This window comes from Psychrobacter sp. 1U2, from assembly GCF_051847575.1.
This window is the reverse complement of record NZ_JBPYDC010001781.1, coordinates 1-526: the sequence shown is the minus strand read 5'-3', so window position 1 is coordinate 526 and position 526 is coordinate 1. Positions and strand designations below refer to the sequence as shown.

The window sequence follows — 526 nt, the reverse complement described above, 5'->3', positions numbered from 1 at the left end:
ACATTTAGGCTTTTGCTTTAGGTGCTTATATGAGTAAGTCTATTGAACATTTATATTAGGTACACACTTTAGCATCTCATGAGACTATCGCTAAACATTACTTAAGCATAGACTGTCATAAAATATTACAAACGCTATCTATAAGAGATATAAAGAGAAGCGCACTCAATCCTATTTGAGCCAAATAACAAGATAGTAATCGGCCCAAGAGCTGGTAAATGTATTCTCCATTAAATGCTCGCCTTACAGTAATAACCAAAAGTTATAATAGGCACAGTTAATAGTGTGCAAAAAACTTCGAAAAACCACTGAAATATCTTGATTTTTAACGTTATTCACGGCATTGTTACTGGTTGACGACGTAATAACTGATTGTAAACAGGATTAGACTTCATGAGTAATTTAACAGTAGGGTTGGTAGGCTGGCGTGGTATGGTTGGGTCAGTATTGATACAACGTATGCAAGAAGAAAATGACTTTAACGGTATCACGCCTGTGTTTTTTTCGACGAGTAATGCAGGTGGTC

At 35.9% G+C, this 526-nt stretch carries 1 pseudogene; it reads left to right on the top strand.

The window, feature by feature from the left end:
• Positions 1–393: 393 nt before the first annotated feature.
• Positions 394–526 (top strand): annotated as a pseudogene (locus tag ACS8FD_RS24375) (aspartate-semialdehyde dehydrogenase); the annotation flags it as partial.